Origin of the sequence: Pseudomonas sp. CFBP2511, assembly GCF_030209255.1 — a bacterium.
GTDB classification, from domain to species: Bacteria; Pseudomonadota; Gammaproteobacteria; order Pseudomonadales; family Pseudomonadaceae; genus Aquipseudomonas; species Aquipseudomonas avellanae.
The window spans coordinates 43,792-70,342 of the sequence record NZ_JARVSI010000011.1 but is presented as its reverse complement, the minus strand read 5'-3'; the positions used below and the strand labels follow the sequence as shown (position 1 = coordinate 70,342).

23 protein-coding genes are annotated in these 26,551 nt (G+C 58.6%); 17 read left to right on the top strand and 6 right to left on the bottom strand.

What is annotated here, in order from left to right; genetic code table 11:
• Positions 1-302: 302 nt before the first annotated feature.
• From QRN38_RS10670 to pdeM, 10 genes are all read left to right on the top strand, one after another.
• On the top strand, positions 303-2,777 hold the full coding sequence (locus tag QRN38_RS10670) for a penicillin acylase family protein (protein ID WP_024666925.1): 2,475 nt from the start codon (positions 303-305) through the stop codon (positions 2,775-2,777).
• Between the two features lie 404 nt (positions 2,778-3,181).
• Complete coding sequence (locus QRN38_RS10665; RefSeq protein ID WP_007246641.1) at positions 3,182-4,228, top strand: ligase-associated DNA damage response exonuclease; 1,047 nt, start codon at positions 3,182-3,184, stop codon at positions 4,226-4,228.
• Positions 4,225-5,940 (top strand): ATP-dependent DNA ligase, encoded by a 1,716-nt coding sequence (locus QRN38_RS10660; protein ID WP_007246640.1) that lies wholly within the window; start codon positions 4,225-4,227, stop codon positions 5,938-5,940. Before QRN38_RS10665 ends, QRN38_RS10660 begins: the two co-directional genes overlap by 4 nt.
• Positions 5,941-6,283: 343 nt before the next feature.
• Positions 6,284-7,066: a transporter substrate-binding domain-containing protein gene (locus QRN38_RS10655; protein WP_003381525.1), complete on the top strand. Its 783-nt coding sequence runs from the start codon at positions 6,284-6,286 to the stop codon at positions 7,064-7,066.
• 81 nt (positions 7,067-7,147) lie between these two features.
• Positions 7,148-7,876, top strand: coding sequence for an ABC transporter permease (locus QRN38_RS10650; protein WP_057417075.1), 729 nt, complete (start codon positions 7,148-7,150; stop codon positions 7,874-7,876).
• A complete protein-coding gene (locus QRN38_RS10645; RefSeq protein ID WP_005764880.1) occupies positions 7,873-8,583 on the top strand; it encodes an ABC transporter permease in 711 nt (236 codons plus the stop codon). Before QRN38_RS10650 ends, QRN38_RS10645 begins: the two co-directional genes overlap by 4 nt.
• A 12-nt stretch (positions 8,584-8,595) precedes the next feature.
• The gene (locus QRN38_RS10640) at positions 8,596-9,714 is read left to right on the top strand and encodes a succinylglutamate desuccinylase/aspartoacylase family protein (RefSeq protein ID WP_057418171.1); all 1,119 of its coding nucleotides are present in this window, start codon (positions 8,596-8,598) and stop codon (positions 9,712-9,714) included.
• A 9-nt stretch (positions 9,715-9,723) separates the two neighbouring features.
• The gene (locus tag QRN38_RS10635) at positions 9,724-10,488 is read left to right on the top strand and encodes an ABC transporter ATP-binding protein (RefSeq protein WP_007246637.1); all 765 of its coding nucleotides are present in this window, start codon (positions 9,724-9,726) and stop codon (positions 10,486-10,488) included.
• Positions 10,489-10,865: 377 nt separating this feature from the next.
• Positions 10,866-13,358: a ligase-associated DNA damage response DEXH box helicase gene (locus QRN38_RS10630; protein ID WP_057418172.1), complete on the top strand. Its 2,493-nt coding sequence runs from the start codon at positions 10,866-10,868 to the stop codon at positions 13,356-13,358.
• Entirely contained in the window at positions 13,355-14,011 is a 657-nt protein-coding gene (pdeM, locus tag QRN38_RS10625) for a ligase-associated DNA damage response endonuclease PdeM (RefSeq protein WP_057418173.1), read from the top strand. The genes QRN38_RS10630 and pdeM overlap by 4 nt, the downstream gene beginning before the upstream one ends.
• Before the next feature lie 81 nt (positions 14,012-14,092).
• Here pdeM and QRN38_RS10620 read toward each other — a convergent pair whose 3' ends face one another.
• Positions 14,093-14,311: a hypothetical protein gene (locus tag QRN38_RS10620; RefSeq protein ID WP_003381534.1), complete on the bottom strand. Its 219-nt coding sequence runs from the start codon at positions 14,309-14,311 to the stop codon at positions 14,093-14,095.
• A 112-nt stretch (positions 14,312-14,423) separates the two neighbouring features.
• Entirely contained in the window at positions 14,424-14,990 is a 567-nt protein-coding gene (dcd, locus tag QRN38_RS10615; RefSeq protein ID WP_003381535.1) for a dCTP deaminase, read from the bottom strand.
• A 319-nt stretch (positions 14,991-15,309) separates the two neighbouring features.
• On the opposite strand from dcd, the gene QRN38_RS10610 reads away from it, so the two are divergent.
• Complete coding sequence (locus QRN38_RS10610; RefSeq protein ID WP_002554837.1) at positions 15,310-15,519, top strand: cold-shock protein; 210 nt, start codon at positions 15,310-15,312, stop codon at positions 15,517-15,519.
• Positions 15,520-15,659: 140 nt separating this feature from the next.
• On the opposite strand, the gene apbC is transcribed toward QRN38_RS10610, so the two are convergent.
• Complete coding sequence (apbC, locus tag QRN38_RS10605; RefSeq protein ID WP_005764868.1) at positions 15,660-16,754, bottom strand: iron-sulfur cluster carrier protein ApbC; 1,095 nt, start codon at positions 16,752-16,754, stop codon at positions 15,660-15,662.
• Between the two features lie 186 nt (positions 16,755-16,940).
• Here apbC and metG point away from each other — a divergent pair, with 186 nt between their 5' ends.
• From metG to QRN38_RS10585, 4 genes are all read left to right on the top strand, one after another.
• Positions 16,941-18,989 carry a methionine--tRNA ligase gene (gene metG, locus QRN38_RS10600; RefSeq protein ID WP_005764864.1) on the top strand — a complete coding sequence of 683 codons (2,049 nt, stop codon included), beginning with the start codon at positions 16,941-16,943 and terminating at the stop codon, positions 18,987-18,989.
• Between the two features lie 130 nt (positions 18,990-19,119).
• Entirely contained in the window at positions 19,120-19,995 is an 876-nt protein-coding gene (gene rsxB / locus QRN38_RS10595) for an electron transport complex subunit RsxB (RefSeq protein ID WP_007246633.1), read from the top strand.
• Entirely contained in the window at positions 19,992-20,630 is a 639-nt protein-coding gene (gene nth, locus QRN38_RS10590; protein ID WP_057418174.1) for an endonuclease III, read from the top strand. Before rsxB ends, nth begins: the two co-directional genes overlap by 4 nt.
• A 106-nt stretch (positions 20,631-20,736) precedes the next feature.
• Entirely contained in the window at positions 20,737-20,919 is a 183-nt protein-coding gene (locus QRN38_RS10585; protein WP_005764859.1) for a PA3496 family putative envelope integrity protein, read from the top strand.
• A 109-nt stretch (positions 20,920-21,028) separates the two neighbouring features.
• Here the strand turns inward: QRN38_RS10585 and QRN38_RS10580 are convergent, their stop codons facing one another.
• Positions 21,029-21,655: a response regulator transcription factor gene (locus tag QRN38_RS10580; RefSeq protein WP_002554843.1), complete on the bottom strand. Its 627-nt coding sequence runs from the start codon at positions 21,653-21,655 to the stop codon at positions 21,029-21,031.
• Positions 21,656-22,946: 1,291 nt separating this feature from the next.
• Here QRN38_RS10580 and QRN38_RS10575 point away from each other — a divergent pair.
• Both QRN38_RS10575 and QRN38_RS10570 read left to right on the top strand, forming a co-directional pair.
• Entirely contained in the window at positions 22,947-23,474 is a 528-nt protein-coding gene (locus QRN38_RS10575) for a hypothetical protein (RefSeq protein WP_162839059.1), read from the top strand.
• A 341-nt stretch (positions 23,475-23,815) separates the two neighbouring features.
• Complete coding sequence (locus QRN38_RS10570) at positions 23,816-24,091, top strand: hypothetical protein (RefSeq protein WP_011104890.1); 276 nt, start codon at positions 23,816-23,818, stop codon at positions 24,089-24,091.
• A gap of 81 nt (positions 24,092-24,172) precedes the next feature.
• On the opposite strand, the gene QRN38_RS10565 is transcribed toward QRN38_RS10570, so the two are convergent.
• Together QRN38_RS10565 and QRN38_RS10560 are read right to left on the bottom strand one after the other, a co-directional pair.
• Positions 24,173-25,390: an argininosuccinate synthase gene (locus QRN38_RS10565; protein ID WP_057418175.1), complete on the bottom strand. Its 1,218-nt coding sequence runs from the start codon at positions 25,388-25,390 to the stop codon at positions 24,173-24,175.
• Between the two features lie 120 nt (positions 25,391-25,510).
• Positions 25,511-26,416, bottom strand: coding sequence for a flagellar protein MotY (locus tag QRN38_RS10560; protein WP_005764856.1), 906 nt, complete (start codon positions 26,414-26,416; stop codon positions 25,511-25,513).
• Positions 26,417-26,551 lie beyond the last annotated feature (135 nt).

Sequence of the window (26,551 nt, the reverse complement as noted above, 5' to 3'; positions counted from 1 at the left end):
AGGAGCTTCAGGAGGTTACGACGGCTGCGATGGGCTGCGAGGCGGCCCTGAACCAGGTTAACTCGGTTTTGCCTGATAAACCGTACGCGCCTTTGCTGCCGGTTCCCGGCAGTTCGCGGACAAGTCCGCTCCTACATACCGGCATACCGGCATACCGGCATACCGATAGATCGCAAACAAGCGAAGCGTCGTCCGGTCAGCCTCTGTAAAATCCTGAAATAAACTCGTGCGTGCCGCTTGCGTGCAGCCTGCCTGCTCTCTAACGTAGCGCCTTTTGTACGTTACCCCTTTGGAGCTTGCCCATGGCCTCGCCAGCCCTTCGTCATTTTCTACCCCGATTCGGCGCTGCCGCTGCTGCGGCAAGCTTCCTGAGCCTTGCTGGCTGCCAGCTGGGCGGCGGTGATCCCGAGACTGTGCTGCCTGCTTCCGGGACCTTCCCGCTCAAAGGCCTGGCGCAGAATGTGTCGGTGCGCCGCAACAACATGGGCATGCCGCTCATAGAAAGCAGCACGTACCACGACGCGCTGTTCACGCTGGGTTACGTGCACGCCGGTGATCGCATCGGTCAGATGCTCGGCATGCGCCTGCTGGCGCAGGGCCGTTTGTCGGAAGTGGCCGGGGCGGACGCGCTGGAAGTCGACCGCCTGATGCGCTCGGTGAACCTCAAGCGGAACGCCAGCGACCTGTACAACGCCGCTTCACCGCGCCTCAAACGCTTCTTCGATGTCTATGCAAGGGGCGTCAACGCCTACCTGTTCCGCTACCGCGACAAGCTACCGGCCGATGTCGCCCGCGCGGGTTACACGCCTGAGTACTGGAAGCCGGAAGACTCGGCGCTGATTTTCAGCCTGCTCAACTTCAGCCTGTCGGTGAACCTGCAGGAAGAACTGTCCGCGCTGGTGCTGGCGCAGAAAGTGGGGGCAGACAAACTCGCCTGGCTGCTGCCGACTTACCCTGACGAAGAGCTGCCGTTTGCCGAAGCAGACAAGCTCAAGGGCCTCAATTTGAGCAATCAGGTCACCGGTCTGAGCGATCTGAACAGGATCACCTTGCAGCTCTCGGACCTGAACATGCTCGGCGTCGCCGCTTCAAGCAACTGGGCGATTGCGCCGCAGCGTAGCCGTAGTGGTAAAAGCCTGCTGGCCAGTGACATGCAATTGCCCGCCGGGCTCAACTCTGCGTGGAGCTTCGTGCAGATCCGTGCACCGAAATATCAGGTGTCCGGGGCGTCCATCGCCGGTCTGCCACTGGTCCTGAGCGGCTTCAACGGCAAGCTGGCGTGGAGCATGAGCAACGTCAAGGGCGACAATCAGGATCTGTTCCTGGAGAAGATCAAGCGCGAAGGCAACCGCGTCTCTTATATGGCGGATGGCAAGTGGGTGCCGGCAGCCTCTCACCAGGAAACCTTTCTGGTCAAAGGCGGCAGCCCGATTCGTGAAACGGTCTACGAGACGCGTCACGGCGCATTGCTCAATGCCAGCGCAACACCGCCCGGCAATGGCTTGAGCCTGGCGCTGCAAGTGCCCGACTTCAAAGACGACAAGAGCCTGGATGCGTTCTTTGACCTGTCCCGCGCGCCCAACGTCGAGAAGGCGTTCGATACCAGCCGTGAGATCCGTGCGATCACCCTGAACATGGTCTTCGCCGATGCCTCGAACATTGGCTGGCAAGTCACAGGGCGCTTCCCGAACCGTCGTGAAGGCCAGGGCCTGCTGCCTTCGCCGGGCTGGGACGGCAAATATGACTGGGACGGTTTTGCCGACTCGATGCTCCATCCTTATGATCAAGACCCGCGCCAGGGCTGGCTGGCAGCGGCCAACCAGCGCACGATTCCGAAAGGCTACGGCATGCAGCTTTCCAACTCGTGGGGCTACCCGGAGCGCGCCGAGCGTATCGCCGAGCTGGCCAACAGCGGCAAGCAGGACCTGCGCAGCACCGTCGCCATGCAATACGACCAGACCACAACGTTCGCGGCCAAACTCAAGACCATGTTCCAGGCGCCAGGCATGAGCAAGCCGCTCAAGCAGGCCATCGACGCCCTGCCGGAGGCTGATCGCAACAATGCCCGCGAAGCATTCACTCGCCTGATGGCGTTCGATGGCAAGCTCAGCGCCACATCGGCTGATGCTGCGCTGTACGAGCTGTTTCTGCAGGAAAGCGCCAAACAGATTTTCCTCGATGAACTGGGCCCGGAAACCAGCCCTGCCTGGCAAGCGCTGGTGGCCAATGCCAGCTCGTCGTATTCGCCGCAAGCAGACCATTTGCTGGGCCGCGATGACAGCCCGTATTGGGATGACGTCAAAACCCCGCAGAAAGAAGACAAGCCAGCCATTCTGGCGCGCAGCCTTGCGGCGGCTGTCACCCGTGGCGACAGCTTGTTGGGCAGTGATCACAAAGCCTGGCAATGGGGCAAATTGCATCGCGACAACTGGACCTCGGCCAATCCACTGGCCAGGCAGTTGGGCGGCGGCGAGTTCAACCGCAGTGCTTCGGCGGCGGGCGGTGATCACACCACGCTGAATGTGTCCGGTTTCGAGTGGGGCAAAGGCTTCGATGCACGCGTGGCACCAAGCCTGCGCATGATCGTCGATTTCAGCCTTGTCGAGCCCATGACCGGGATGATCAACACCGGCCAGTCCGGCAACCCGGCCAGCCCCTATTACGCCAACAGCATCGAGCCTTGGCAGAAAGGGCAATACATGTCGATCCCGCTGCAACAGCAGAACTACGAAAAAGGCTACGGCAAACAACGCCTGACGCTGACGCCGGGCAAGTAAAGCGTAGTACCTGGAGGGTACGCAGAGCAGGCTTCTGCCCGGAGGGCGTGGGAGCTTCAGGAGGTTACGACGGCTGCGATGGGCTGCGAAGCGGCCCTGAATAGGCCGCCTCGGCGGTGTCTGGCGAACCGAGGTGGCAGGTTTTGCTGCCGGTTCCCGGCAGTTCGCGGACAAGTCCGCTCGGGTGTTAAGCGGACCGTGTGGGAGCGGACTTGTCCGCGAATGGGCCGGTACGTCCGATGTATTTTCTGTGTCTGGAAGACTGCCTTCGCGGACAAGTCCGCTCCCACACCTTATCAATCGCGGACAAGCGAAGCGTCGCCCTGAGCTCCCACTCACAAATCCCCGAACTTTCCCGTCCTGCCCCCGCTCATAGCTAACAAGCCCATCCATACGGTTATCCCATGGATCTTGTCGTTGCTCGCCCCGAAGGTTTGTATTGCCCACCCGGTGATTTCTATATCGACCCATGGCGTCCGGTCGAGCGCGCGGTGATCACTCATGCGCACGGCGATCATGCCCGTACCGGCAATCAGCATTACCTGTCGGCGGCCAGTGGCGAGGGTATTCTGCGTTCGCGCCTCGGGCAGGACATCAATCTGCAAACCCTCGAATACGGTGAAACCATTACCCACCACGGGGTAAAACTCAGCCTGCATCCGGCCGGGCATGTGTTGGGCTCAGCGCAAGTGCGGCTGGAATATGAAGGCGAGGTCTGGGTCGCTTCCGGGGATTACAAAGTCGAACCGGACGGCACCTGCGCGGCGTTCGAGCCGGTGCGTTGCCACACGTTTATTACCGAATCGACCTTCGGCCTGCCGATCTATCGCTGGGCGCCGCAGTCGCAGATTTTCGAAGGCATCAACGAGTGGTGGCGCGGCAATGCGGCTCAGGGCAAGGCCAGCGTGTTGTTCGCGTATTCCTTCGGCAAGGCCCAGCGCATTCTGCACGGCATTGACTCGCAGATCGGGCCTATTCTGGTGCACGGTGCCGTCGAGCCGCTGAACCGGGTCTACCGCGAGGGCGGCATCCGCATTCCAGAAACTCACTACGCCGGCGACTTCAAAAAAACCGATCCGGCCCTGCGCCAGGCGCTGATCCTCGCCCCGCCCTCGGCCGGGGGCAGTAGCTGGATGAAGCGCTTCGGCGAATACAGCGACGCTTTTGCCAGCGGCTGGATGATGCTGCGCGGCACCAGACGTCGGCGCGGCGTGGATCGCGGCTTTGTGCTGTCCGATCACGCTGACTGGCCAGGCTTGCTATGGGCTATCGAGCAGACCGGCGCCGAGCGGGTTATGGTCACCCACGGTTCGGTCGGCATACTGGTGCGCTATCTGCGCGAACGGGGGCTGGACGCCCAGGGCTTCAGCACTGAATACGGCGATGAAGAGGACAGCAACCCGGCGGCTGCCGAGCCCGATGCGGCAACTGCGGGGGAGGCTCAGCCATGAAAGCCTTCGCCGAACTCTATGCACAGCTGGACGCCACCACGTCGAGCAACGCCAAACTCGCCGCCATGCGCGACTATTTCGAAAAAGCGGCGGCAGAGGACGCCGCCTGGGCCGTGTACTTCCTGTCCGGTGGACGCCCCAGGCAACTGGTGCCGACCCGCGTGCTGCGCGAGCAAGCCATGACACTGGCGAGCCTGCCTGAATGGTTGTTCGAAGAAAGCTATCAGGCCGTCGGCGACCTGGCGGAAACCCTGTCATTGCTGCTGCCGCAGGCCGACCACAGCAACGACGAAGGCCTGGCCACGTGGATGGAAGACAAGCTGCTGCCATTGCGCGGCCTGCCGCCCGAAGAGCTGGCCGCGCGCCTGCCCATGTTCTGGTCGCAACTGGACCGCAGCAGCTTGATGGTCTGCATCAAGCTGATCACCGGCAGCTTTCGCGTCGGCGTATCGAAATTGCTGGTCACCCGCGCACTGGCCGCGCTGGCTGACATCGACAGCAAGCGTGTTGCGCAAAGGCTGGTCGGCTACACAGACCTGTCGCATCGGCCCAGCGCCGAGCGCTACCTCAAGCTGATCGCGCCTGAATCGGAAGATGAACACGCGCAACGTGGCGGTCAGCCCTATCCGTTCTTTCTTGCGCACTCCTTGCAGCAGCCTGCCGACCAGTTCGAGACGTTGCTGGGGCCGGCCGAGAACTGGCAGGTGGAATGGAAATGGGACGGCATCCGCGCACAACTGGTCAAACGTGACGGCAGGCTGTGGATCTGGTCACGGGGCGAAGAGCTGGTCACCGACCGCTTCCCGGAACTGCACAGCCTGGCGCAATGCCTGCCGGACGGCACGGTGATCGACGGCGAAATCGTGGTCTGGAAAGCACCTGACATTAACCCGGACATCAGCCACGACAGCGATGCAGCGTTCGCGCTGGATAATGACGCCCCGAACGCTGCGCCCTCAGTCCAGCCCTTCGCCCTGCTGCAACAACGCATCGGCCGCAAGACACTCGGCAAGAAGATCCTCACTGACATTCCGGTCGTGGTGCTGGCTTATGACCTGCTGGAATGGCAAGGCGCTGACTGGCGCAGCCGCCCGCAACACGAACGCCGCACGCAACTGGAAACCTTGATCGATAGCTGTCAGAGCGAGGTGCTGATGCCCTCGCCGGTGCTCACCGGCAAAGACTGGCTCGACCTCGCCACCCAGCGCGAAGCATCCCGCAGCCTGGGGGTCGAGGGCATGATGCTCAAGGCCCGCGACTCGCTGTACGGGGTCGGTCGCACCAAAGACATGGGCGTCTGGTGGAAGTGGAAAATCGACCCGTTCAGCGTCGATGCCGTGCTGATCTATGCGCAACGCGGTCATGGGCGACGCGCCAGTCTGTACAGCGATTACACGTTTGCCGTGTGGGACGGCCCGCCCGAAGCAAGCGAACGCACGCTGGTGCCGTTCGCCAAAGCCTACTCAGGGCTGACCGACGAAGAAATGCGCAAAGTGGACGCCATTGTGCGCAAGACCACCGTCGAGAAGTTCGGCCCGGTGAGCAGTGTGACGCCCACCTTGGTGTTCGAGCTGGGTTTCGAGGGCATCGCCTTGTCCAAGCGTCACAAGAGCGGCATCGCCGTACGCTTCCCGCGCATGCTGCGTTGGCGACAGGATAAACCGGTCGCCGAGGCCGATAGCCTGACGACACTGCAGGACCTGCTGAACTGACGCACCACAAAAGGGCGCACCAATAGGCGTGCACCTTTTTGAAACATCACGTAAAGCAAAAGTGCGTTCGCCCGCTGAAACCATCACCCTCACGTTACCAATCTGCCCCTTGTCCTGACCGGGGTGCGCCGGGAAATTCGCCTCAATGGCCAGCCTTCGAAGGACAAGCACGCCAACGCGGCAGATTGCCATCCGTTAATACGAAATAGCGACAACCCCTTACATTTCAAACGCACGTTCGTTCCTCTGGTTCGGAAATTGCTAACCATTGCCTATCTGGCACTTGCCGGTAGCAAGCTTCGCGTGTTCCCAACGCCCCATTTAAGGTTTGAAGGACTGAACGATGAAAAAAGCATGGCTGACTCTTTCTGCACTGGCTCTGTGCATCGCCGCCGGTAATACGATGGCCAAGGAATACAAGGAACTGCGCTTCGGCGTCGATCCATCCTATGCACCGTTTGAATCCAAAGCCGCCGACGGCAGCCTGGTGGGTTTCGATATCGACCTGGGCAACGCGATCTGCAAAGAGCTGAAAGTCACCTGCAAATGGGTTGAAAGCGATTTCGACGGCATGATCCCCGGCCTCAAGGCGCGTAAATTCGACGGCGTGATCTCCTCAATGACCGTGACCCCGGCTCGCGAAAAAGTCATCGACTTCTCCAACGAGCTGTTCTCCGGCCCGACGTCGCTGGTGTTCAAGAAAGGTGCAGGCTTTACCGCTGACCCGGCCAGCCTGAAAGGCAAGACCGTGGGCTACGAGCAAGGCACCATCCAGGAAGCCTACGCCAAGGCCGTGCTGGACAAGTCCGGCGTGACCACCAAGGCCTACGCCAACCAGGATCAGGTTTACGCCGACCTGACCTCCGGTCGTCTGGACGCCTCGATCCAGGACATGCTGCAAGCCGAACTGGGTTTCCTGAAATCGCCAGCCGGTGCCGACTACGAAGTCAGCAAGCCTATCGACAGCGAACTGCTGCCAGCGAAAACCGCCATCGGTATCGCGCAGGGCAACAAAGAGCTGAAAGCGCTGCTGGATAAAGGCATCAAGGCCATGCACGATGACGGCACCTACGCTGAAATCCAGAAAAAACACTTTGGCGACCTGAACCTGTACAGCGGCAAATAACACCCCGACGCCCATCGATTTCGGCGATGATTCGCCGCCCGATCGATGGGCGTTTTTGTTGCTAAACGCAAGGCCTTATCCATGCTCGATGCACTCATGCAAACCCTGGGACTCTCGGCATTCAGCCTGAAGGGCTTTGGCCCGCTGCTGCTGGAAGGCACCTGGATGACCATCAAACTGGCTGTGCTGTCCCTCGCGCTGAGCATTGTGCTCGGGCTGGTCGGTGCCAGTGCCAAACTGTCGAGCTCGGCGCTGCTGCGCGTGCCGGCGCAAATTTATACAACACTGATCCGTGGTATTCCGGATCTGGTGTTGATGCTGTTGATCTTCTACAGCCTGCAAACCTGGCTGACCATGCTCACCGACGCAATGGAATGGGAATACATCGAGATCAATCCGTTCGGCGCGGGCGTCATCACCCTGGGCTTCATTTATGGGGCGTACTTCACCGAGACATTTCGCGGCGCGATTCTGTCTGTGCCTCGCGGCCAGGTAGAGGCAGCAACCGCTTACGGCTTGAAGCGCGGCCAACGATTCCGCTACGTCGTGTTCCCGCAAATGATGCGTTACGCGCTGCCGGGCATCGGCAATAACTGGCAAGTGCTGCTCAAGGCCACCGCGCTGGTGTCGATCATCGGCTTGGCCGATCTGGTCAAGGCCTCGCAGGACGCCGGTAAAAGTACCTATCAATTGTTCTACTTTCTGGTGCTGGCAGCCTTGATCTACCTGATGATTACCAGCGCCTCGAACTTCGCTCTGCGCTGGGCTGAACGGCATTACGCCGCAGGCAGTCGGGAGGCGCAGCGATGATCGAGTTGTTACAGGAATACTGGAAACCCTTCCTTTATACAGACGGCGTGAATATCACCGGTCTGGCCATGACGATGTGGCTGCTCAGCGCCTCGATTGCCATCGGCTTCTGCGTGTCGATCCCGCTGTCGATTGCGCGGGTGTCGAGAAATCGCTGGGTGCGCTGGCCCGTGCAGTTCTACACCTACCTGTTTCGCGGCACACCGCTCTATATACAGCTGCTGATTTGCTACACCGGCATTTACAGCATTGCTGCCGTGCGCGAGCAACCGATGCTGGATGCGTTCTTTCGCGACGCGATGAACTGCACGATCCTCGCCTTCACCCTGAACACCTGCGCGTACACCACGGAAATTTTTGCCGGTGCCATCCGCAGCATGGCCCACGGCGAAGTCGAAGCGGCCAAAGCCTACGGCCTGACCGGCTGGAAGCTTTATGCCTACGTGATCATGCCATCAGTGCTACGCCGTTCGCTGCCGTACTACAGCAACGAAGTGATCCTGATGCTGCACTCGACCACGGTAGCCTTCACCGCCACCGTGCCAGACATCTTGAAAGTGGCGCGGGATGCCAACTCCGCGACGTTCATGACCTTCCAGTCCTTCGGTATCGCCGCCGTCATGTACCTGACCGTTACGTTCATTCTGGTCGGGCTGTTCCGTCTTGCCGAACGCCGCTGGCTGGCCTTTCTCGGCCCGGCTCATTAATCAGGACTGAACATGCGCCATCACACACATGACCTGCTGTCGCCGGTGCCAGGCACTGGCCGGCAGATCCACAGCTTTCATTACGGCCCGCAGCAAGGCACCGGCAAGGTCTATATCCAGGCCTCGCTGCACGCTGACGAATTGCCGGGCATGCTGGTCGCCTGGTACTTGAAACAGCGTCTGGCTGAACTGGAAAACGCCGGTCGCCTGCTGGGGGAAATCGTCGTGGTGCCGGTCGCCAACCCGATTGGCCTGGAACAGGTGTTGATGGACACGCCGCTGGGCCGTTACGAGTTGGAGAGCGGGCAGAACTTCAATCGCTGGTTCAGCGACCTTGGTGCGCAGGTCGGCGATGATATCGAAGCCCGCCTGACTGACGACCCCCAGCAAAACTGCGCCTTGGTGCGCGCCAGCCTGTTGGCGGCGCTGAACGCCGAGCCCGTGACGACCCAATTACACTCGCTGCGCATGACCCTGCAGCGCCTGGCCTGCGACGCCGACATGGTGCTGGACCTGCACTGTGATTTTGAATCGGTCGAGCACCTGTACACCACGCCCCAGGCCTGGCCGAAAGTCGAGCCACTGTCGCGTTATCTGGGCGCGCAAGCCAGCCTGCTGGCCACCGACTCGGGCGGCCAGTCGTTTGATGAGTGCTTTACGCTAGTCTGGTGGCAATTGCAGCAACGCTTCGGCGAGCGCTTTCCGATCCCGATGGGCAGCTTCTCGGTGACCCTGGAGCTGCGCGGTCAGGGCGATGTGAATCACGCCTTGGCCAGCCGCGACTGTCAGGCGATCATTCATTACCTGATCGACGCAGGTGTCATCGGCGGCGAGTTATCGCCACCCCCCGAATTGCTTTACCCCGCGACGCCACTGGCAGCGGTCGAACCGGTTGCCACACCGGTCGGCGGGCTGCTGGTGTTCTGCGCGATGCCTGGCGAATACGTCGAGGCCGGCCAACTGATTGCCGAGGTCATCGACCCGATCAGCGACGCCGTGACCTGCATCCATGCCCTGAACGCAGGCCTGCTGTACGCCCGTTCGCTGCGCCGTATGGCGACGGCAGGCATGGTCATTGCGCACATCGCCGGCACCCAGGCCTATCGCAGCGGCTATCTACTTTCTCCTTGAGGACCTGTCATGTACAAACTGACCATCGATGGCCTGCACAAGAGCTACGGCGACAACAAAGTGCTCAAAGGCGTATCGCTCAAGGCCAGCAGCGGTGATGTGATCTGCCTGATCGGCGCCAGCGGCTCGGGCAAGAGCACGTTTTTGCGCTGCATCAACTTTCTCGAACAGCCCAACGATGGCGCGATGAGCCTGGACGGCAAGCAAATACGCATGGTCAGCGACAAGGACGGCATGCGCGTGGCCGACCCGGATGAGCTGCAGCGCATTCGTACCCGGCTGGCGATGGTGTTTCAGCACTTCAACCTGTGGGCGCACATGACCGTACTGGAAAATATCACCATGGCGCCGCGCCGGGTGCTGGGCGTGCCCAAGGCCGAAGCCGAAGCCCGAGCACGTAAATACCTGGAAAAGGTCGGCCTGCCGGAGCGCGTTGCCGACCAGTACCCGGCGTTCCTGTCCGGCGGCCAGCAACAGCGCGTGGCCATTGCCCGTGCGCTGGCGATGGAACCGGAAATCATGCTGTTCGACGAACCCACCTCGGCACTCGACCCGGAGCTGGTCGGCGAGGTGTTGAAAGTCATTCAGGGCCTGGCCGAAGAAGGCCGCACCATGATTCTGGTGACTCACGAAATGGGCTTTGCGCGCAAGGTTGCCAGCCAGGTGGTGTTTTTGCACCAGGGCCAGATCGAAGAGTCCGGCCACCCGGACGAGGTGCTCAACAACCCGAAAAGCGAGCGTTTGCAGCAGTTTTTGAGTGGCAATCTGAAATAGCGTTTTTTGTGCATGAAGCCGGAAATGCTTGGTAACCGGCACTGAAATATCCACGACTATCGTCCCCACGCTCCAGTGGGGATGCAGTGCTCGACGCTCTACGTCGGCAAGAGGACGCGGAGCGTCCAGAAAGGCATGCGACGCAGAGCGCCGCACGATATTGAGATCATCGTTGCGCACGCTGCAGCGTAGGTATGCAGTGCTCGATGCTCTGCGTCGTCAAGAGGACGTGGAGCGTCCAGAACGGCATGCCGACGCAGAGCGCTGCACGATAGTCAGTTAGATGTGTGTCTAACGATGAGCCCCATAACCATTTAAAACTATTACCCTTTCTTCGCTGTCTCTGATTTAACGCCACTCAGAGCACACGCAAACGGATGAGCAGACCCACTGATTTCGCTCGACGATGGTTTCTCGCCCGAGGCTGGAAGCCGTTCGCGTTTCAGAAGGAAGTCTGGGCGGCGGTGAAGAACGGCGAGTCCGGCCTGCTGCACGCCAGCACCGGCTCCGGCAAGACCTACGCTGTATGGTTTGCCGCGCTCAACCGCTTCGCCAACGCCAACACCCTCACCGCTGACGACAAGCCACGCAAACGCAAACCGCCCGCTGCACCGCTGAGTGTCCTGTGGATCACGCCTATGCGCGCGTTGGCTGCGGATACGGCGCGTGCGCTTGAAGCGCCGTTGGCCGAGCTGGATATTGCGTGGTCGGTGGGGTTGCGTACCGGCGATACCAGCGGCAGCGAGCGCGCTCGTCAGAGCCGACGCCTGCCCTCGGCACTGATCACTACACCGGAAAGCCTGACCCTGCTGCTGACCCGCGCCGATGCACAGGTCGCCTTGTCAACGCTGAAAATGGTCGTGGTGGACGAATGGCACGAGCTGATCGGTAACAAACGTGGCGTGCAACTGCAATTGGCTCTGGCTCGACTGCGCCATTGGAACCCGCAACTGATTGTGTGGGGTATTTCCGCAACTCTGGGCAATCAGGAGCATGCGCAGCAGGTACTGATCGGCGACGGCGGCGTGACCGTGCAGGGCAAGATCGTCAAGCAATTGCTGGTCGATACGCTGTTGCCGCCTGCCATCGAGCGCTTTCCGTGGGCCGGGCACATGGGCCTGCGCATGTTGCCGCAAGTGGTCGCCGAGGTGCACAGCAGTGCCAGTTGCCTGGTGTTCACCAATACCCGGGCGCAATCGGAAATCTGGTATCAGGCTCTGCTCGAAGCGCGCCCCGACTGGGCCGGGCTGATTGCCCTGCATCATGGATCGCTGGCCCGGGAAGTCCGTGACTGGGTCGAGCGCGCCTTGAAGGAAGGTGCGCTCAAGGCCGTGGTGTGCACCTCAAGCCTGGACCTGGGCGTGGATTTCCTGCCCGTCGAACGCGTACTGCAAATCGGCTCACCCAAAGGCGTCGCCCGCCTGATGCAACGCGCCGGACGTTCAGGCCATGCGCCAGGCCGCCCTTCACGCGTGACGCTGGTGCCCACCCACAGCCTGGAACTGGTCGAAGCCGCCGCCGCACACGATGCCGTGGCAGCCAGAATGATCGAGCCGCGTGAATCCCCCCACCAGCCACTTGATGTGCTGGTGCAACACCTGGTCAGCATGGCGCTGGGCGGCGGTTTTCTGCCCGACGAGCTGCTGGTGGAAGTGCGCAGCGCCTGGGCCTACCGCGACCTCAGCGATGAACAATGGCATTGGGCGCTGGCGTTCGTGCGCAACGGCGGTCACTCGCTGACCGCTTACCCCGATTACCGCCGCGCCGAACCCGATGAAGACGGTGTCTGGCGTGTTCCCGATGCGCGTCTGGCCCGTCGGCACCGCATGAGCGTCGGCACCATCGTCAGTGAAGCCACCGTCAACCTCAAATACTGGAAAAAAGGCGGCGGTGGCGGCTCGCTGGGCAGCGTCGAGGAAGGCTTCATCGCCCGGCTCAAGCCCGGCGACGGCTTTCTGTTCGGCGGGCGTTTGCTGGAGTTGGTGCGGGTGGAAAACATGACCGCCTACGTCAAGCGTGCCACCGGCAAGAAAGCCGCCGTGCCCCGCTGGAATGGTGGACGAATGCCGCTGTCCAGCGAGCTGGCGAACGCCGTGGTAGAGAAATTCGATGCCGCCGCACGAGGTGAATTCAATAGCCCGGAAATGCAGGCCATCAAGCCGCTGCTGGAAGTGCAGCAGCAATGGTCGGGCCTGCCGCAACGCGACACGCTGCTGGCCGAAACGCTAAAATCCCGCGAAGGCTGGCACCTGTTTCTTTACCCGTTCGCTGGCCGCCATGTGCACCTGGGGCTGGGCAGCTTGCTGGCATGGCGCCTTAGCCGCTATCAGCCGCTGACCTTCTCCATCGCGGTCAACGACTATGGTCTGGAGCTGCTCAGTGCCAGCGAGATTGACTGGGCGCAAGCATTGCAAGGCGATCTTTTCAGCGAAACCGATCTACTGGCGGACATTATCGCCAGCCTGAACGCGGGCGAGCTGGCCTTGCGACGCTTTCGTGAAATCGCCCGGATCTCGGGGCTGGTGTTTTCCGGCTACCCGGGAGCGGCCAAGAGCAATCGCCAGCTTCAGGCATCCAGTGGTTTGTTTTTTGAAGTATTCAAACAGTACGACGCCGAGAACATGCTGCTGACTCAAGCCGAACAAGAGGTGTTGCGCCAGGAACTGGACTTGCAACGCCTGGAGCTGACCTTGCGCCAGATCAACAGTCGGACGCTGGACCTGCATGCGATAAAACGCGCCACGCCGCTGGCGTTTCCGCTGCTGGTCGAGCGTTTTCGTGAGAGCCTCAGTTCGGAAAAACTCGCCGACCGCATCGCGCGCATGGTCCGCGATCTGGAAAAAGCTGCAGGGCCGGAGCCTGAACGATGAATCCTTACCTCGCGGTCACGCTGGCGGGCGCAGAATTATGGCTGTTGGCCGACAAGGCTATTTATTACCCCGTGGAGCGCGCTCTGCTGATCGCAGACGCACACTTTGGCAAGGCCGCGGCTTATCGCAAGCTCGGCCAGCCTGTGCCGCACGGCACGACGCAGGAAAATCTGCGTCGGCTCGACAGCCTGCTGAACACCTACCCCTGTGACCATCTGATCTTTCTAGGCGATTTTCTGCATGCTCCAGAGTCCCATGCGGCAGGCACGCTTTCTGCGCTGGAACAATGGCGGGCAGAACGTTCGACGCTGCGCATCACCCTGATCCGCGGCAACCATGACAAACGGGCGGGCGACCCTCCGCAATATCTGGGCATCGACGTCGTACCTGAACCCCTGCCGATGGGGCCATTTGCCTTGCAACACGAGCCCGATCCGCACCCTGAGCTCCACGTGCTCGCAGGGCACGTTCACCCGGTTTACAGACTTTATGGCCGGGGCAGGCAAAGCTTGCGGCTGGCGTGCTTCTACCTCGGCCAGCGTGTCAGCCTGCTACCGGCATTCGGCGAATTCACGGGGGGCTTTCGTATCCAGCCAGTCGAACACAGCTCGGTTTATGTCACCGGCGGCGATGCGGTGTGGAGGGTGGTCTGACCGCGCACGTGGCTTGTCATGACTGTCTGAAACAGACACACCGACGCCAGCTCTCCGAGGCAGGAGGCTGGCACCGATAAGTCAGGCGACAGGCGCTGGTGGCGGATCATCCGGCAAGGTAGGGATACCCGGCTCGATAGGCTGCTCGGGCGTGTCAGGCCCGGGCGTGCCCGGAATCCCGCCACCCACCATGTTCAGCTCAGGACTGAGATCTGAATGAGCCATCAACGACCAGGCGAGTAACCCGATCTCGTTTAGTGGAGATTGAACCTGGTCAGAGATTTTAAAATGAGTCTTCATAGGGCACTCCAGATCAAAGGCCATCGCACGTAATGATTATGCGAAAGCATGTGAGCAGATAGAGTGCGAAATAGAGTATTAATTCAATTTCACTAATCAACTGACCCGTAAATCAGGTGCGCGGCAGGGTGACGCCACGCTGGCCCTGGTACTTGCCGCCACGGTCCTTGTAGGAAACTTCACACTCCTCGTCGGACTCCAGAAACAGCATCTGCGCCACGCCTTCATTGGCGTAGATCTTGGCTGGCAGCGTGGTGGTGTTGGAAAATTCCAGTGTCACATGCCCTTCCCATTCCGGCTCGAGCGGCGTGACGTTGACGATGATGCCGCAGCGCGCGTAGGTGCTTTTGCCCAGACAGATGGTCAGAACATTGCGCGGAATACGGAAATATTCGACGGTGCGGGCCAGCGCGAACGAGTTGGGCGGGATGATGCAGACGTCGCTTTTGATATCGACAAAACTTTTTTCATCGAAATTTTTCGGGTCGACGGTAGCCGAATTGATGTTGGTGAACACCTTGAATTCGTCGGCGCAACGCACATCGTAACCGTAGCTGGACACCCCGAACGAGATCACCCGGTTGGCGCCTTCGCCACGCACCTGGCGCTCGACGAAGGGCTCGATCATGCCGTGTTCCTGCGCCATGCGGCGAATCCACTTGTCCGATTTGATGCTCATGGCGATGTCCTGAATAGCGTGCTGAAAAAGATATCCGGCATCTTACCGGGCTGGAGCCGACGGTTCAAAGACAACAGATAGAGAGTTTGGGTGACGCACCGTGCTGATTTCCTGCGAATGGAAATAATCATCAACAGACCATTGGCACGTTCGGAAAAAAGGGTTAAGGTGGCGTCACTGTGTTGCTTGTGTCACTGAGAATCTCTACACGATGTTGAATTTCGATCCAACCATCTCCATGAATTTTCCAGCTCTTTGCACTCAGTCTCGGCCAGGGCTCTTCCTACGCCGCAGTTAACTTTGTCCAAGGAGATATACTATGTCCAATCGCCAAACTGGTACCGTTAAGTGGTTCAACGATGAAAAAGGCTTCGGCTTCATCACTCCACAATCCGGTGACGACCTGTTCGTGCACTTCAAAGCTATCCAATCCGACGGCTTCAAAAGCCTGAAAGAAGGCCAACAGGTTTCTTTCATCGCTACCCGCGGTCAGAAAGGCATGCAAGCTGAAGAAGTTCAAGTTATCTAACTTGTACTGATCAGTTTAAAAACCCCGCCCTCAAAAGCGGGGTTTTTTATTGCCTGGCGTTTGAGCAATTGCTCATTCATCAGGCATGACCGAGAGACGCCGAACCACTGCGCCTCCCCTGTCAGAACACCGCTACACCATCAGTCGTCGCTGACGGAAATGGTCGGCATCGCCGGGCTTGCAGCTTCCTGCAGTACGATTCGCGCACCGACGTAGCGCGCCAGCTCCTGATAGACCATCGCAATCTGACTGTCCGGCTCGGCAATCGCTGTTGGCTTGCCGCCATCTGCCTGCTCGCGAATCAGCATCGACAAAGGCAGTGACGCCAGCAACTCGACATCATATTGCGACGCCAGCTTCTCGCCCCCGCCCTCACCAAACAGGTGCTCGGCATGCCCGCAGTTGGAACAGATGTGCACCGCCATGTTTTCCACGACGCCCAGCACCGGAATGTTGACCTTGCGGAACATTTCGACACCCTTCTTCGCGTCCAGCAGCGCCAGATCCTGAGGCGTGGTGACAATCACGGCTCCGGCCACCGGGACCTTCTGCGCCAGCGTCAGCTGGATATCGCCTGTGCCCGGCGGCATGTCTATCACCAGATAGTCCAGATCATTCCAGGCTGTCTGCGTCACCAGTTGCAGCAACGCGCCTGACACCATAGGCCCGCGCCACACCATCGGCGTGTTGTCATCGGTCAGAAAGGCCATCGACATTACTTCGATACCGTGGGCCTCGATCGGCACAAACCACTTCTGCTCCTTGATCTTCGGCCGCGTGCCTTCGGGAATGCCAAACATCACACCCTGACTCGGCCCATAGATATCCGCATCGAGAATGCCGACCCGAGCGCCCTCGCGAGACAGTGCCAATGCCAGGTTGGCAGCGGTGGTAGATTTGCCGACACCGCCCTTGCCCGATGCCACAGCGACGATATTTTTCACATTGGCAAGGCCTGGGATCTGGCTCTGAGCCTTGTGTGCGCTGATCACACTTTTGATCGCGACGGTGGCCGAACCGACGCCGTCCAGATTTTCGATGGCCGTTTTCAGCACGTGCGCCCAGCCATTCCTGAACAGATCGGCGGCATAGCCCAGTTCAAGTTGCACACTGACGTGCGCACCGTCGATATCAATGGACCTGACACATCCGGCACTGACCGGGTCCTGATTCAGATAGGGGTCGGTGTACTGGCGAAGAATAGTCTCCACCGCTGCGCGATTGACTGCGCTCATGGGCTTACTCCGAAAAAAGGCTGACTAAAACAGACGGCCATCGTACCTGTTCTGTCAGAAGCCGACATGCTTTCACCGCAGCCGGACACTGCTTTAAGGAGCATTCCCACAGCCACGCGGGGTGAAAAAAATTGCTCAGACCTTTATAGTGGCCGATCTCCGTTTCACTTCAAGTAGCCGAGCCCCATGTCCGAGCCACGCAAGATTCTCGTTACCAGCGCCCTGCCCTATGCCAATGGTCCCGTTCACCTTGGCCACATGCTCGAGTACATCCAGACCGACATGTGGGTGCGTTTCCAGAAGCACCGCGGCAACCAATGCATTTATGTCTGCGCGGACGACGCCCATGGTTCGGCAATCATGCTGCGCGCAGAAAAAGAAGGCATCACCCCGGAACAACTGATCGACAACGTCAAGGCCGAACACAGCGCCGACTTTGCCGACTTCCTGGTGGACTTCGACAATTTCCACTCGACGCACTCGGACGAAAACCGTGAGCTGTCGAGCATGATCTACACGCGTCTGCGCGATGCCGGCCATATCGCCACGCGTTCGGTGACCCAGTATTTCGACCCGGAAAAGAAAATGTTCCTGGCCGACCGCTTCATTAAAGGCACCTGCCCGAAATGCGCGGCCGTGGACCAGTACGGCGACAACTGCGAAAAGTGCGGCGCGACCTACGCCCCCACTGACCTGAAAGACCCTAAATCGGCGATTTCCGGGGCCACGCCAGTACTCAAGGATTCAAAGCACTTCTTCTTCGACCTGCCAGCCTTCGACACCATGCTGAAAAGCTGGACGCGCAGCGGCACGTTGCAGGACGCCGTCGCCAACAAGATCGCCGAGTGGCTGGACAGCGGCCTGCAACAGTGGGACATCTCCCGCGACGCGCCGTATTTCGGCTTTGAAATCCCCGACGAGCCGGGCAAATACTTCTACGTCTGGCTCGATGCGCCGATCGGCTACATGGCCAGCTTCAAGAACCTCTGCGCACGTCGTCCGGACCTGGACTTCGATGCGTACTGGGGCAAGGACGCGACCACCGAGCTTTACCACTTCATCGGCAAGGACATCGTCAACTTCCACGCCCTGTTCTGGCCGGCCATGCTTGAAGGAGCCGACCTGCGCAAGCCGACCGGCGTCAACGTTCATGGCTACCTGACCGTCAATGGCCAGAAAATGTCCAAGTCGCGTGGCACCTTCATCAAGGCGCGCACCTACCTCGATCATCTGCCGCCCGAGTACCTGCGCTACTACTACGCATCCAAACTGGGCCGTGGCGTAGACGACCTGGACCTGAACCTCGAGGACTTCGTGCAGAAGGTCAATTCCGACCTGATCGGCAAGGTAGTCAACATCGCCAGCCGCTGCGCCGGGTTCATTCACAAGGGCAACGCCGGTGTGATGGTCGACGCCAATGCTGCTCCCGAACTGACCGATGCCTTCCTGGCGGCAGCACCGAGCATCGCCGACGCTTATGAGGCGCGCGATTTTGCCCGTGCCATGCGCGAAACCATGGCCTTGGCCGACCGTGCCAACGCCTATATCGCAGAAAAAGCGCCTTGGGCGCTGGCCAAGCAGGAAGGCAAACAGGATGAGGTCCAGGCCGTTTGCGCATTGGGCGTGAACCTGTTCCGCCAACTGGTCATTTTCCTCAAGCCGGTACTGCCGAACCTGGCCGCTGACGCAGAGAAATTCCTCAACGTCGCGCCGCTGACCTGGGACGACCACAAGACCTTGCTGACCCATCATCAGTTGAATCCGTTTTCGGCACTGATGACGCGCATAGATCCACTTAAGGTAGAAGCCATGGCCGCGGCGTCCAAGGAAGACCTGACAGCCACCGACACATCGACGGACGCTGCTCCTGCCGGCAATGGCGAACTGGCCAAGGACCCACTGTCGGCGGAAATCGACTTTGACGCGTTTGCTGCGGTAGACCTGCGCGTGGCATTGATTCTCAAGGCCGAACACGTGGAGGGCGCCGACAAGCTGTTGCGCCTGACGCTGGACATCGGCGACGAGCAGCGCAATGTTTTTTCCGGCATCAAGAGCGCCTATCCCGACCCGTCGAAGCTGGAAGGTCGTCTGACCATGATGATCGCCAACCTCAAGCCACGAAAAATGCGTTTCGGCATCTCGGAAGGCATGGTGATGGCGGCTGGCCCTGGCGGTGAAGAGATCTACCTGCTTAGCCCGGACAGCGGTGCCAAGCCTGGCCAACGCATCAAGTAAGCAGGCAAAGGCCCGGTATTCGCTCGATGACAGCGGATACCGGGCCTTTGTGCATTCGCAAGCACCCCGATATGGCCGATAATACGGCGCCCTGAACAGACAGAACACCTGATGGCCATCTGGCACTATCATGACTGAATTGATTCGCTTGCTTCCCGACGTGGACCTGATCCGGAGTATCGACGCCCTATTACCGCAGACGCAGTGCGGCAAGTGCGGCCACTCCGGCTGCCAGCCCTACGCCGAGGGCATTGCGGGTGGCGAGGCCATCAACAAATGCCCGCCAGGCGGTGACGAAACCATTATCCAGCTGGCCGAACTGCTCGCAGTTCCGGTCCTGCCACTGGATAAGGAACGCGGCGAGGCGCCTGCGCAGGTTGCCTTCATTCGCGAAGCAGAGTGCATTGGCTGTACCAAATGCATTCAGGCTTGCCCGGTCGATGCGATTCTCGGTGCGGCGAAGCTGATGCACACCGTGATTATCGATGAATGCACGGGCTGTGACCTGTGCGTCGCCCCTTGCCCGGTGGACTGCATTGAAATGCATGCGCTGCCACTGGCCAACGTCACCCCGATTGTTGGCGGCCTGGCACCTACTGCCGACCTGCAACACGCTCGCCTGCGCAAGCGCAGCCATGCCCGACAGCGCTTTGAGTCACGCAATGCACGCTTGCGACGCGAGCAGCAGATGCGACTGGCAGAACGTCTTGCCAGGGCGCAGAGAGCCGAATCCATTCGTGACGCCGCACCTCAATCTGCCACGACGTCCGTGCGAAGCGACAAGCCCGCACCACCCGATGAAGCGCTGAAAAAAGCCAGGATTGCGCTGGCCATGAGTCGCGCGCAGCTCAACAAGTCGCTAAAGGCTTTTGGACACCCTCCGGTTGCGGAGCAGGCTGCCAGGCTTCTAGAGCTACAGCGCGAATACGAAGCCGCCGAACAGGCACTCGAAGCCCTCCTGCCGACGCCCACTCTGACCGATCCCGAGGAAACGCTCCTTCCATGAATGCCGCAAAACGTCAGGAAATCTTTCGCAGGCTGCATGAGGACAATCCGGACCCTAAAACCGAACTGGCCTACACCACACCCTTCGAGCTGCTGATCGCCGTGATTCTTTCGGCCCAGGCAACTGACGTCAGCGTCAACAAGGCCACGGCCAGGCTTTACCGGGTTGCCAACACACCGCAGGCGATATACGAATTGGGCGTTGAGGGGCTGTCCGAATACATCAAGACCATCGGCCTCTACAACAGCAAAGCCAAAAACGTGATCGAAACCTGTCGAATGCTGGTGGAACTGCACAACGGCGAAGTGCCCGATACCCGAGAAGCCCTGGAGGCGCTACCGGGCGTAGGCCGCAAAACGGCCAATGTCGTGCTCAATACTGCTTTCCGGCAGATCGCCATGGCTGTCGACACGCACATTTTCCGCGTCAGCAACCGCACAGGCATTGCTCCGGGAAAAAATGTGGTGGAGGTGGAGAAGCAGTTGATGAAATTCGTGCCGAAGAACTACCTGCTCGATGCCCATCACTGGTTGATTTTACATGGACGCTACGTTTGCCAGGCGCGCAAGCCCCGCTGCGGCAGTTGCCGCATCGAAGACCTGTGTGATTTCAAAGACAAGACTTCCGACGATTGAGGCAGCAAGGTGGTTGCTGTCTCATCGATTGAAAAAATCTTTTTTACCCGCCGGTAGTTTGCCGATATAAGAGGCGCCAGAGAGTCACAGCCCTGGAGTCAACTTTATGAGTGCTGACAATCAGCAACTGGACATAGATGATGACCTTGTCGTCGCTGACACCGATGAAGCCGACCCCCCGGCCATCGAACCGGCCAAGACCAACCTGAGCAAGCGACGCACCATCGACAATCTGCTTGAAGAACGGCGCCTGCAAAAGCAGTTGGCAGATTACGATTTCGACTTGTAAGCAATCGAAGAACAAGCCTGCTCGCCTCTCGCAAAAAACAGGCTCGTTACAGGGGGGGCGGCGGCTCGCCGTCTGGCAAGCACGCCTGGATCTCAGGGCCAGACCTGCTTCAGACAAGCCCGTTGCGCTGGGCAAGCTCGATCAGATCGACCAGCGAATGCGCATTGAGCTTGAGCAATAAACGCGTTTTATAGGTACTGACCGTCTTGTTGCTCAAAAACATGCCGTCTGCAATTTCCTTGTTGGTTTTACCTCTGGCCAGTTGCTGCAGAACCATCATTTCCCTGCCGGAAAGACGGTCAACCATGTCCGATTCGCTCGCGTTCCCCATACTGGAACGAACCGTGTGCAATGCCTGATTGGGAAAGTAGCTGTACCCTGACAGCACAGCCTTGATAGCACTGAGCAGTTCGGTCAGATCCTGTTGCTTGCAGACATACCCGGCAGCGCCTGCCTGCATGCAACGCATCGAGAAGTGGCCGGGTGCCTGAGACGTCAGAATCAGCACCTTGAACGGCAATGTCATGGCTGACAGACGAGCGATAACCTCCAGCCCGTCTAGCTTGGGTATACCAATGTCAAGGATGACGATGTCCGGAAGGTGCTCACGTGCCAGTTGCAGCGCATCCACACCGTTGTCAGTCTCCGCGATGACCTCATAGCCATGACGCTCCATCAGCATGCGCACAGCAAGGCGAATGACGGGATGATCATCCACGATCAGCACTTTATTCATGGGCAGTCCATTTTTCGCTATTCGAATTTTCAGAGCCAGCACAATAACTTAGTCGTTTACTGCTTTGCATGGCGCTCACTCTTGTGGAGTTGCAGCCAAAGACCTTTCCTACAATTACAGCAGAAACTTCCTACAAAACTTGGCAATAAAGTGCATTTTTTATTAATTTTCACAGAGCCTTCCTTTTGGGAACCTGGTGAATTATTGCTGCTGGGCGCGCGCCTGTAGGCACCGCTGCGCCAGTAGATAAATGATTCAGCGAGACCAGACCGAACTTTTCATGTTCCGAAAAAATCGCGCTGCATCTGTTAAAAGCATCGCCAGACTGTCGCTATATCAGCGCGCATAACGATCGATGCATGGCTTATCGCCAGCAACGCAATACATAAAACTTGCCAGGTCATTGCCTGGAGCACACCACTGACGACAAACCGAGAAGCGCTGCCGCCTTCGCGCCTCCTCAGCCTGACCGCACGCCTGCAAGGGGCATGCGACGCCGGACATTGACCACCCACCTATATAAACGCATTTATCCTTATGACTGATGAGGCCTGCCTCCGGGTTTTTCGTCCGCAACCCCCTGATCGATAATTGATGAGTGATACTCACGCTTTACATACGTAACCGGTGACTAAAAATTACACATCAAGAACAGAATAGTGCACAAATATGTATTTAAGGAAAAACCCTACAAGACCTAGAGAAAAATCCCACAAATACAGCGCGCAATGCAAACGCCCAACGCCACCTGAAAGGCCCAACGGCGCAAGGTCAAGCACCCTTCATCAAAACTCCTGCTGTCGTAAAATCTTACACGCACCATAGCATGCCCCCTACATCATTCAAGACCAAAAATAGCTCATTCGACAAGTAGCAAATACCATTTTTCATTTCAAATCCAGACACAATCGACTGATTAGGAAACGTACTACAGAATTCGCAGAAGCGATAATAAAACATGTAAGACCTTATAAGAGCCTCTCAATCAATTCTTGCAACACACCATTTTTCACTTGCAAATTTTATTACCAGTCGTTACTTTTTTGACAGCAACTTCATTATTTAATGCTGTCCAGCACACGCAACCTTATAAAATATGCCGTCACAAGCGCACCTGTCTTATTCGTGAGCCACAGCACTTACATACACTTTCTTGCCTCACAGGAATCACAGGGATCAGGGTAATACGTATAGGGCCGACCCGGCACTTTGCCTTTTGAAAACCCTCACGGCGTCTGACCACTCTTTTGAATAGGCCCTGTGCATAACCATGTTCAAAAAGGGATATACCATGAACATCAAACATCCTCGTTCGTCTTCAAGAAAAAACACAGCTTCTGACTTGCTCAGCGCGGTAGAAACCTTTGTCGCCGAGGGAGGCGTCATTGCAGTCATACCCGACGGTGAAACAGCGGAATCAATGAACGCGTCCCCCACCCCTGCCACGCCGACGGAAGAAGCCAGGGACGAAATCGCTGGCAAAGTTGCATTACTGAAGTGCCTTGCCGCCAAAGGCGCAGGCGTTACAGCGTTGCAGTATTCATTACGCATGACTAAAAAAGATGTTCGCCAGCTGGCCACGGAGAACGGTGTGAGAATACGTTCCAGTCAGCCAATGCTCGCGATCAGGCGCGAGGCCCGTCATGACGCCACGGATGTCGACGATGTGGTTGCCGGCCACGCCATGCACTACTCGGCGCTGGGCTACACCGTGTCGGAAATTGCGCAGGTACTCGACCTGAGCCTGCGTCAGGTATGGGATATCGGCAAAGCCTATCGATTCGAGTTCAGGCAACAGAGGGAAAGTGATACGCCTTGAGTGCTCGGTATCAAAACAGATGCCCTGTGCGATAAATAACAGCGACGCTATAGAAATTGCCGATCACGCTGTTTTTATATTCGACAGACGCTGTAGGAAAACACATCACCGCCTGCACGTTTTTCACTGTGCAGTGTAAGAAGACCATCAATGACTAAACAGTATGTGACACACAAGTCTTTTGACACTTGATAGGCGTCGATCAATCGTGGGAAAACAGGGTTAGGCTTCTTTACATACGCATTTACTGTCCAGGGAAAACAGGCTGGCCTGTGTCGGCAAAAAACCACTGAATCCGCCGATTTTTTTGACTCACACCTAAACGCCCAACAGGTCACACCTTGTCGATACTGAAAGAGTTTCGCAATACTGAAAACGCGCTGAGAACGCTGCAACAACGACTTGACGAACTCAAGTGCGATGAGCAACTTGTCCAGGAACTTGAATTTGATAATCGACTGAAGTTGTTAATGAAACGTCATGGCGTCACAACGGACGACATCCTGAGTTTTCTGATACCGACGCCAGCATTCCCCGGGTCTGCACCAGAGGAACACACACGTCTTTGCGACACGCCCAAAAAGGCACGGCGTGCAGCAGGACGTACGCCACGCTGAAATTGAAACACCTTGGGGGTCATCCAGAAGTTCGAAGCGCAGCCCCGCAAAGGGCTGCACGTTTCAAACAGTCAGGCGCAATCAGAACAGCTTGCGGCCTTTGTTTGCAGCGATACGCATGCGCAACGCATTCAGCTTGATGAAGCCCGCTGCATCGGCCTGATCGTAGGCACCTGCGTCGTCTTCAAAGGTGGCGATGTTGGCGTCGAACAGTGAATCGTCGGACTTGCGGCCAGTAACGATCACGTTGCCTTTATACAGCTTCAGACGCACAACACCGTTCACGTGCACCTGGGACGCGTCGATCATCTGTTGCAGCATCAGACGCTCAGGGCTCCACCAGTAACCTGTGTAGATCAGGCTGGCGTACTTGACCATCAATTCGTCCTTGAGGTGGGCGACTTCGCGGTCCAGGGTGATCGATTCGATGGCGCGGTGAGCACGCAGCATGATGGTGCCGCCCGGGGTTTCGTAGCAACCACGGGACTTCATGCCCACGTAACGGTTTTCAACGATGTCCAGACGACCGATACCGTTTTCGCCGCCAATGCGGTTCAGCGTAGCGAGTACGGTAGCCGGGGTCATGTCGACGCCGTCCAGAGCGACGATGTCGCCATTGCGATAGGTCAGCTCGAGGTAGGTTGCAACGTTTGGCGCGTCCTCAGGGGACTTGGTCCAGCGCCACATGTCTTCTTCGTGCTCGGTCCAGGTGTCTTCCAGCACGCCGCCTTCATAGGAGATGTGCAGCAGGTTGGCATCCATCGAGTACGGGGATTTCTTCTTGCCGTGACGCTCGATCGGAATATTGTGCTTCTTGGCGTAATCCATCAGCTTTTCGCGCGACAGCAGGTCCCATTCACGCCACGGAGCAATCACCTTGACGCCCGGCTTGAGCGCGTAGGCGCCCAGCTCGAAACGTACCTGGTCATTGCCTTTACCGGTTGCGCCGTGGGAAATGGCGTCAGCGCCGGTTTCGTTGGCGATCTCGATCAGACGCTTGGCAATCAGCGGACGAGCAATGGAAGTGCCCAGCAGGTACTCGCCTTCATAGACGGTATTGGCACGGAACATCGGGAACACGAAATCGCGCACGAACTCTTCGCGCAGGTCATCGATGTAGATTTCTTTCACGCCCATGGCCTGAGCCTTGGCGCGTGCCGGTTCGACTTCTTCACCCTGACCCAGGTCAGCGGTAAAGGTCACCACTTCGCAGTTGTACGTATCTTGCAGCCACTTGAGGATTACCGAAGTATCCAGGCCACCGGAATACGCGAGAACTACCTTGTTTACGTCCGCCATGCCATCACTCCACCGGGTTGTACGGAAAACCAGTGATTCTACCGTTCAAACCAGCAAATTTACAGGGGCGCGACAGCTTGTGACGACAAGGCGACGTTTGGCGAAGGCGTGCCTGATGGCTCAGGACGTATGCGCAGCACTCGCCGAAGAGGCGACCGGCACCGGGCGTTCGTCGGGCGCAACGCGTTCCAGATGCACGTTAACGCGCCGGTTGCGCGCCCGATTGGCGTTATTGGTGTTGGGCGCCAGCGGGTAGCGTTCGCCGTGAAAGCGCAGGGTGATCTGCTGCTCGGGGATGCCCTGGGCCTTGAAGTAATCCATGACCGCCAGCGCACGACGGCGGGACAGGTCACGGTTGGTCAGGCGATTGCCGCTGTTGTCCGAATGGCCGTCCAGCTCGATACGGTTGACCGTCGGGTCGGCCTTCAAGTAAGCCACCATGTTGTCCAGACGCGCCTTGGCATTGGCATCCAGCTCGATACCGCCTCCAGGAAAACCCACTTCGGCCTGTTTGACCTGATCGAAATTCATGGGCAAAAGCTTGGCGGTGCAGGCCTGATAGTCGCTGAAGGCCTTGCTGAACTTGACGGGCAGCAGACGCACTTCCATCTGGCCGCCGTCGCGGTTGTAGTGACGAATGAGCGGACTGCGTCCGTCCATCAAACCGCTGATCAGGCGCCCGGCCTGCGCCTGGGAAGTGTTGAACGGAATATCGCCATTGCTGACGCGCACCGATCCCAGGTTGATATCGCCACGACCTGGCTGCCACGGTGCAGCGGCAGCCAGCAGGGTCGCCGAACCATTGCCCAGCATGTTGTAGGAAGCCTTAAGGCGAAAAGTCGCCTGCTCTCCCGCGCGGCGCACGAACTCACCGGCACCGAAATCGGTGATCGGTTGCGTCAGGCGGCACTCGAACTGATCGCCTTCGACCTTCCACTCAATGCTCTCCAGACGCGTCTGGAAACTGATAGCCATCGCAGGGAGGCTGGCAAACAGGCTGAGCAGGGCTAAATATCGCTGGCGCACGGGAGGCTCCACTGGAAATGAACGCGAAACAAAAAATACTTCCTTACAAGGGGGCTATCGGTAACTTCATGCAAAACTTGATAGCGGATGCCGGAGAGAGTCTTTTCCGGTAGCATTCCCTGCGAGTTTGACCCG

Coding starts and splice junctions, on each gene's coding strand:
- QRN38_RS10665 (WP_007246641.1), top strand. CDS start 3,182: ATGGATCTTGTCGTTGCTCGCCCCGAAGGTTTGTATTGCCCACCCGGT.
- QRN38_RS10580 (WP_002554843.1), bottom strand. CDS start 21,655: ATGAATAAAGTGCTGATCGTGGATGATCATCCCGTCATTCGCCTTGCT.
- QRN38_RS10630 (WP_057418172.1), top strand. CDS start 10,866: ATGAGCAGACCCACTGATTTCGCTCGACGATGGTTTCTCGCCCGAGGC.
- QRN38_RS10660 (WP_007246640.1), top strand. CDS start 4,225: ATGAAAGCCTTCGCCGAACTCTATGCACAGCTGGACGCCACCACGTCG.
- pdeM (WP_057418173.1), top strand. CDS start 13,355: ATGAATCCTTACCTCGCGGTCACGCTGGCGGGCGCAGAATTATGGCTG.
- QRN38_RS10640 (WP_057418171.1), top strand. CDS start 8,596: ATGCGCCATCACACACATGACCTGCTGTCGCCGGTGCCAGGCACTGGC.
- QRN38_RS10585 (WP_005764859.1), top strand. CDS start 20,737: ATGAGTGCTGACAATCAGCAACTGGACATAGATGATGACCTTGTCGTC.
- QRN38_RS10610 (WP_002554837.1), top strand. CDS start 15,310: ATGTCCAATCGCCAAACTGGTACCGTTAAGTGGTTCAACGATGAAAAA.
- QRN38_RS10635 (WP_007246637.1), top strand. CDS start 9,724: ATGTACAAACTGACCATCGATGGCCTGCACAAGAGCTACGGCGACAAC.
- QRN38_RS10650 (WP_057417075.1), top strand. CDS start 7,148: ATGCTCGATGCACTCATGCAAACCCTGGGACTCTCGGCATTCAGCCTG.
- nth (WP_057418174.1), top strand. CDS start 19,992: ATGAATGCCGCAAAACGTCAGGAAATCTTTCGCAGGCTGCATGAGGAC.
- QRN38_RS10655 (WP_003381525.1), top strand. CDS start 6,284: ATGAAAAAAGCATGGCTGACTCTTTCTGCACTGGCTCTGTGCATCGCC.
- metG (WP_005764864.1), top strand. CDS start 16,941: ATGTCCGAGCCACGCAAGATTCTCGTTACCAGCGCCCTGCCCTATGCC.
- apbC (WP_005764868.1), bottom strand. CDS start 16,754: ATGAGCGCAGTCAATCGCGCAGCGGTGGAGACTATTCTTCGCCAGTAC.
- rsxB (WP_007246633.1), top strand. CDS start 19,120: ATGACTGAATTGATTCGCTTGCTTCCCGACGTGGACCTGATCCGGAGT.
- QRN38_RS10670 (WP_024666925.1), top strand. CDS start 303: ATGGCCTCGCCAGCCCTTCGTCATTTTCTACCCCGATTCGGCGCTGCC.
- QRN38_RS10575 (WP_162839059.1), top strand. CDS start 22,947: ATGAACATCAAACATCCTCGTTCGTCTTCAAGAAAAAACACAGCTTCT.
- QRN38_RS10565 (WP_057418175.1), bottom strand. CDS start 25,390: ATGGCGGACGTAAACAAGGTAGTTCTCGCGTATTCCGGTGGCCTGGAT.
- QRN38_RS10645 (WP_005764880.1), top strand. CDS start 7,873: ATGATCGAGTTGTTACAGGAATACTGGAAACCCTTCCTTTATACAGAC.
- QRN38_RS10620 (WP_003381534.1), bottom strand. CDS start 14,311: ATGAAGACTCATTTTAAAATCTCTGACCAGGTTCAATCTCCACTAAAC.
- dcd (WP_003381535.1), bottom strand. CDS start 14,990: ATGAGCATCAAATCGGACAAGTGGATTCGCCGCATGGCGCAGGAACAC.